The sequence below is a fragment of the Actinotalea sp. JY-7885 genome (genome assembly GCF_014525465.1).
In the GTDB taxonomy this organism is placed as follows: Bacteria; Actinomycetota; Actinomycetes; order Actinomycetales; family Cellulomonadaceae; genus Actinotalea.
The window spans coordinates 1-6,155 of record NZ_JACEXH010000182.1 but is presented as its reverse complement, the minus strand read 5'-3'; the positions used below and the strand labels follow the sequence as shown (position 1 = coordinate 6,155).

The 6,155-nt window shown below is 74.3% G+C and carries 4 protein-coding genes and 3 pseudogenes; 3 read left to right on the top strand and 4 right to left on the bottom strand.

What is annotated here, in order from left to right:
- Positions 1-274: pseudogene (locus IDM29_RS14010) on the bottom strand (molybdopterin molybdenumtransferase MoeA); the annotation flags it as partial.
- A 10-nt stretch (positions 275-284) separates the two neighbouring features.
- A complete protein-coding gene (gene galU, locus IDM29_RS14005) occupies positions 285-1,187 on the bottom strand; it encodes a UTP--glucose-1-phosphate uridylyltransferase GalU (RefSeq protein ID WP_182113229.1) in 903 nt (300 codons plus the stop codon).
- Positions 1,188-1,328: 141 nt separating this feature from the next.
- Here galU and IDM29_RS14000 point away from each other — a divergent pair, with 141 nt between their 5' ends.
- Both IDM29_RS14000 and IDM29_RS13995 read left to right on the top strand, forming a co-directional pair.
- Positions 1,329-1,979: a 5-formyltetrahydrofolate cyclo-ligase gene (locus tag IDM29_RS14000; protein WP_182113228.1), complete on the top strand. Its 651-nt coding sequence runs from the start codon at positions 1,329-1,331 to the stop codon at positions 1,977-1,979.
- A 404-nt stretch (positions 1,980-2,383) separates the two neighbouring features.
- Positions 2,384-2,935, top strand: a complete 552-nt coding sequence (locus tag IDM29_RS13995) for a DoxX family protein (protein ID WP_182113227.1) — start codon at positions 2,384-2,386, stop codon at positions 2,933-2,935.
- Between the two features lie 55 nt (positions 2,936-2,990).
- Here the strand turns inward: IDM29_RS13995 and IDM29_RS13990 are convergent, their stop codons facing one another.
- Positions 2,991-5,570, bottom strand: coding sequence for a penicillin acylase family protein (locus tag IDM29_RS13990; protein ID WP_182113226.1), 2,580 nt, complete (start codon positions 5,568-5,570; stop codon positions 2,991-2,993).
- A gap of 145 nt (positions 5,571-5,715) precedes the next feature.
- Here IDM29_RS13990 and IDM29_RS17390 point away from each other — a divergent pair.
- A pseudogene (locus IDM29_RS17390) lies at positions 5,716-5,901 on the top strand (FmdB family zinc ribbon protein); the annotation flags it as partial.
- 14 nt (positions 5,902-5,915) lie between these two features.
- Here IDM29_RS17390 and IDM29_RS17385 read toward each other — a convergent pair.
- Positions 5,916-6,155, bottom strand: a pseudogene (locus IDM29_RS17385) (hypothetical protein); the annotation flags it as partial.

Below are 6,155 nucleotides of genomic sequence, written 5' to 3'. Positions count from 1 at the left end.
GCACCAGGCGCAGCGGCTGCGCGGCGGTCACCGGGGCGTCGTCGACCACCGGGAGCGCGACGTCCGGGGCGGCCCCCGGGCCGCGCAGCCCGACGTCGGACGCGCGCACCGCGTAGCCGTCGACCGCGGCGACCGGGCGCGACGGCACGTCGGCCGGGGCCGTGACGTCCTCGGCGAGGATGCAGCCGTCGGCGTCGGCGAGCACCACGTCCAGCGGGACGACCGGACGGGCGGCGTCGAGGACGGCCGCGAGGTGCTCGGAGACTGATCTCATAGGGCCGCCATCATGGCAGCGTCGCGACGTACTCCGTCAGCCAGGCGCGCAGGTCGGGACCCAGGTCGGGCCGATCGGCGGCGATCTGCACGACGGCCTTGAGGTAGTCGAGCCGGTCCCCCGTGTCGTAGCGGCGGCCGCGGAAGACGACACCGTAGACGCCGCCACCCTCCTCCGCGGGCATCCCGGCCAGGGTCGCGAGCGCGTCGGTCAGCTGGATCTCCCCGCCGCGCCCGGGCTCGGTCTCGTCGAGCACCCCGAAGACGGCGGGGTTGAGCACGTACCGGCCGATGATGGCGAGGTTGCTCGGCGCGTCGGCCGGGTCCGGCTTCTCCACCAGGCCGGTGATGCGGACCTGGTCCTCGTCGCCGTCCGCGCCGTCGAGCGGCTCGACGGCCGCGCAGCCGTAGAGGTGCACCTGCTCGGGAGCGACCTCGAGCAGCGCGACGACCGAGCCGCCCGTGCGCTCCTGGAGCGCCATCATCGTCGGCAGGATCGGGTCGCGCTCGTCGATGAGGTCGTCGCCGAGCAGCACCGCGAACGGCTCGTCGCCCACGTGGTGGCGCGCGCACAGCACCGCGTGGCCCAGGCCCTTGGGCTGGCCCTGCCGCACGAAGTGGACGTCGGCGAGGTCGGTGGAGCGACGGACCTCGGCCAGGCGCTGCTGGTCGCCCTTCGCCTCCAGGGCGCTCTCGAGCTCGGGCACCGAGTCGAAGTGGTCGGCGAGCGTGCGCTTCGACCGACCGGTGATCATCAGGACGTCGTGCAGGCCGGCGGCAACGGCCTCCTCGACGACGTACTGGATCGCAGGCTTGTCGACGACCGGCAGCATCTCCTTGGGCGTCGACTTCGTGGCGGGGAGGAACCTCGTCCCCAGTCCGGCGGCGGGGATCACGGCTTTGCGGATGGTCATGGCGGGAGGCTAGCCCGCCCCGGCGTCCGTGGCGCTTCGGGCATGTGAACTGCGCGCGACGGCGCGTCCGGGCGTGCCGCGACGCGCGGCCCGGGACCTCGGACACGCCAACGAGACCGATTCTTTGCGATGATGTGACCCATGAACAGCGCCGGACAGCCCTGGGTCGACGGCGCCCGCCTCGGGCCGTCCGAGACGAAGGAGCAGCTGCGACGGGTCATCAGGTCGGAGCGCGAGCGCCTCTCGACCCGCCAGCACGCGCGGGCCGCGGCCGGTTTCGCGCAGGTCGTCGGCGACCTGCCCCAGGTGCGCGGGGCCGACGTCGTGGCCGCCTACGTCGCCCGGCCGAGCGAGCCGGGCACGATCCCGCTCCTCGAGCGCCTGGCCCGGCGCGGGACCCGCGTGCTGCTGCCGGTGCTCGGCACGGGGCTGCAGCGGGACTGGGCGTGGTTCACGACCGCGGAGGAGCTGCAGGTGCGCGCGCCGGGACGGCCGCCGGAGCCGCCCGGCCCGACGCTGGGCGCCGAGGCCGTGGCCCAGGCCGGCGCCGTGGTGGCGCCCGCGCTCGCCGTCGACACCTCCGGCGTCCGGCTGGGTCAGGGCGGCGGCTGGTACGACCGCGTCCTCATGCACTGCACGCCGGGGACGAGCGTCATCGCGATGGTCTTCGAGACCGAGGTGTACGACGCCACCGAGCGGCCGCTGCCGCACGAGGGGCACGACCTGCGCGTCGACGTCATCACCACGCCCCAGCGGTGGCGGCGCGTCGGCGGGACCGCCACGAGCGCCTGAGCTTCTCCGGGCGCCTGGGGTCGCGCCCCGGGACCGGGGCGGCCCGCGTCGCGCGTCCGACGCACGGCGGGCAGGCGGGGCTCGGTGTGGGCGTGCCCGCCCGCGCGACCAGGCGGGCACGCCCTTGAGCCGGGACCCCTTGGCGAGTCCCCTGGGACGGACTCGCGTCCGGCCCCGACCCCTCCAGCGTCCCTCCTGTGCGGCGGCCCGTCCGGGGTCCTAGGTCCCGCGGACCCGCTCGGCGCCGCGACCGGGCGCCCGTGATGTCCCTGGACGGGGCCTTTGGTCCCGCGGACCTTGGACTCATGTGCACGGCGCGCGCCGGTGCAAATCTGGTACCAGAGCTCGGGAACACGGGCTCCCGGCGCGGCGAGGCCGCGGCGGCACGTCCTGGGAGGGTCAGCATGTCCACCACCACGAAGGCGGTCCCGAAGACCACCGACACCACCATCTACCAGGAGCAGATCGTCACGCGCGCGTCGACCCGCAAGGTGCTCGCGATCGCGCGGATCACGATCGGCTTCACGTTCCTGTGGGCGTTCCTCGACAAGACGTTCGGCCTCGGGTTCGCCACCCCGGCCGAGCGCGCCTGGATCAACGGGGGCACCCCGGCCCAGGGCTTCATCATGGGCATCGAGGGCCCCTTCGCCGGGCTCTTCCAGGTGTTCGCCAACCCGTTCGGTGACGTCCTGTTCATGCTCGGTCTGCTCGGCATCGGCATCGCGATGGTCTTCGGCGCCGGCCTGAGGATCGCCGCGGTCACCGGCACCCTGCTGATGTTCTTCATGTACCTGGCGCAGATCCCGTTCGTCCTCGGCGGCACGAACCCGATCGTGGACTCGCACTGGCACGAGGCCCTGCTGCTGATCATCGCGGCCGCCACCCTGGCGGGCGACACGTGGGGCGTGGGCAAGATCTGGGCCCGGATCATCGGGAAGCACACCTGGCTCCGCTGAGCCACGGCACGACCGAACGCAACGCGAGAGCGCTCAGCCTGCGGGCTGGGCGCTCTCAGCGTTCCCCAGGGCGCAGCACGAGCTCCCGGACCGCCGCGTCCGTCACGGCCTCGCGGCTGAACGGCCAGGGGAACGCCTCGCCCCGGGCCCAGGCGTCGAACTGGTCGGTGTAGTGCACGCTCCCGGGATGGCCGGAGGCGCCGGTGAGGTTCACCCACGTCGAGCCGTCCAGGTCGCCGAGGTCCACGACCATCCGCATCGACGGCGCCGACGTCACCGCGAAGGAGCCGCTGGCCGCGTCCCAGGCAGTCGCGTTGACGATCGACGACCCGCCGCCGACGGCGAGCGGCCGGGGGTTGACCAGCTGTCGCACCGGCGCGGGGACCCCGTCGGCTCCGAGCACGGGGTGCTCGGGCGCGGCGGTGTGCAGCCGGCCCCACTGCCAGGCCGCGGGCTCGCTGCCGAGCTCGACCGTCAGCCGCAGCCGCGCGGTCGACAGCGAGCGGGACAGGATCTCGTCGCGGCTCTCGACGACGTTCACGGTCCGGCGGTCGTCCCACCACGGGTTGGCGGGGTCCTCGAGCAGCCGCACCACGACCTCGAGCCAGCGGCTGTCGCCGCTCGGCCACTCCTCCTGCGGCAGGTCGTCCCAGAACGTCAGCTCCAGGAGCGTCGCCCAGACGGCCGAGAAGTACGCCGCCGCGGCCGAGTCCGGCTCCTGCTCGAAGTCCCAGTCGCGCAGCAGCTCGACGGCCTGGCCGGTGAAGCCGTCCTCCACCGGGGCCGCAAGGAGCGCGGGCACGAGCGCTGCCGCGTAGGGGCTCCACGCGTCGTTCTGGAAGCTGGTCATGGCCGCGGCGTCCAGGGGGACGCCGGCGACGACCGCCTCCTCGATGAGGGCGCGGATCCGCTGCGAGCGGTAGCCGTAGTCCCAGTCGCTCGTGAGGAAGGGCGGCTGCCCTGCGGCCGTGACGGCCTGGTTCGCCGCGACGAGGTAGCCGGCGGCCGGGTCGACCGCGGCGGGCATCTCCTCGGCCGCGACGTAGCCCTGCCAGTCGTAGCGCGAGTCCCACCCCGGACGGGGCCAGGTGCCGTCGGCCGGGACGGGGCCGTCGGCGACCCGCGCGCGCACGGGGATCTTCCCGGGCGCCTGGTAGCCGATCTGGCCCTCGACCGTCGCGAAGACGATGTTCTGCGACGGCACGTCGAACAGCGCCGCGGCCGCGGCGACGTCGTCGGCGTCCTGCGCGAGCGCCATCGCGAAGACGGCGTCGGCCGTCCGGCCGGGCTCGAGCGCCGTCCACTGCAGCGCGACCTCGGGGACGCCGCGCCGCCCCTCGGGCAGCGGGGCGCCGGCGACCCGGCCGATGCCGAGGGCGTCCGAGACGATCGGCCCGTGCGCGGTCGAGCGGACCTCGATCTCGACGGGCTCGGCGCCGGCGACCTCGATCACCTCGGTCCGCGTCTCGAGCGGGAGCTGCTCGCCGTCGCGCAGGTAGGTGCCCTCGTCGGGGTCGGTGCGCTCGATGAAGAAGTCCGTCACGTCGGCACCGAGGTTCGTCAGCCCCCACGCGAGGTGGGCGTTGTGCCCGATGACCACGCCGGGCATGCCGGAGAAGGTGAAGCCGGAGGCCTCGAACGGGCACTGCGGACCGACCTGCGTGCAGTACAGCCCCATCTGCGTCCAGATGCCGGGCGCCGAGATCGACAGGTGCGGGTCGTTCGCGAGGAGGGGAAGCCCCGAGGCCGTGTGCTCGCCGGCGACGACCCATGAGTTCGAGCCCGTGCCGTCGCCCTCGCCGAGCATCGTCGGCACCGCGTCGATCGCGCGCCGCGCGGCGTCGAGCGCGACCTCGAGGTCGTCCGACAGCAGCGTCGAGGGATCACCCGCGCCGTCGGGCAGCGCGACGACGGCCGACGCCGGCACCACCTCGCTGAGGATCGGCGTGTTCGTCTCCTGCGGGTACCGCGGGAACAGCTCGTCGACCCGCGCGATGTCGCGCACCGTCGTGTACGTCACCGCGCGCGAGAGCTCGTCGCCGTAGTTGCCGCGCAGGTCCCAGGCCATGGCCTTGAGCCACGTCAGCGAGTCCAGCGGGGTCCACGGCTCGGGCTGGGCGACGTCGACCTGCAGGCCCAGCACGGCGTACTCGAGGCCGAGGGACTCCGCGTCGTGCGCCTCGAGGTAGGCGTTGACGCCGTCGGCGTAGGCCTCGTAGTACCGCCGCGTGTCGGCGTCCAGCAGGTCCCACTCCGCCTCGGCGACGTCGCGCCAGCCGAAGGTCCGGATGACGACGTCGGCGGCGAGCGCCTCCTCGTTCTGGCCGACCAGCTCGGAGAGGCGCCCGGCCGTCACGTGGCGGCGGTAGTCCATCTCGAAGAAGCGGTCCTGGGCGTGGACGTAGCCCTGGGCCGCGAAGAGGTCCTCGGCCGTGTCCGCGTAGATGCTCGGCACGCCGCGGGCGTCGCGCAGCACCGTGACGTCCGCGCTCAGGCCGGGGACGTCGATGGCGCCGGAGTCGTCCGGCAGCGGCCGACGCACCACCGTCGCGGCGACGCCGACCACGACGACGAGCGCGAGGACGACCACCGCGGCGGTACCGACGAGAAGACGCAGGGCACGACGACGAGGCACGCGGCGAGCCTAACCGGCCGCGGGCGAAGGGCCCGCGCGGGCGTGCGACGACCCGGCGCGGAAGCCGTGGAGCCGGCGCGGCCCGCCGTCGTACCATTGGCACTCGGACGCAGCGAGTGCCAGCCCCCAACCGGCCCGGCGAGGCGTGCGCACCGCGGCCCGGACACCATCGCCCGACCTGGAGGAACCAGTGCCCACCTACTCGTACGCGTGCACGGCCTGCGAGCACCGCTTCGACGCGCAGCAGGCCTTCACGGACGACGCGCTCACGCAGTGCCCCCAGTGCCAGGGCCGGCTGCGCAAGCTCTTCGGCAACGTCGGGGTGGTGTTCAAGGGGTCCGGCTTCTACCGGACCGACGCGCGCGCCGAGACCGGTGCGAAGAAGAAGGCGTCGAGCTCGAGCTCGTCCGGGTCCGACGGCGCCTCGGGCGGCAACGGCTCGTCCGGCACGTCCACCGCGGCCCCGGCGCCGGCGGCGTCGGGCGCCGGCGGGTCCGGCGGGAGCGGGTCGAGCGGCGGGGCCACGACCTCCACGGCGTCGACGACGTCGAGCACCACGAGCACCGCGCCGGCCGCGGGCTGACC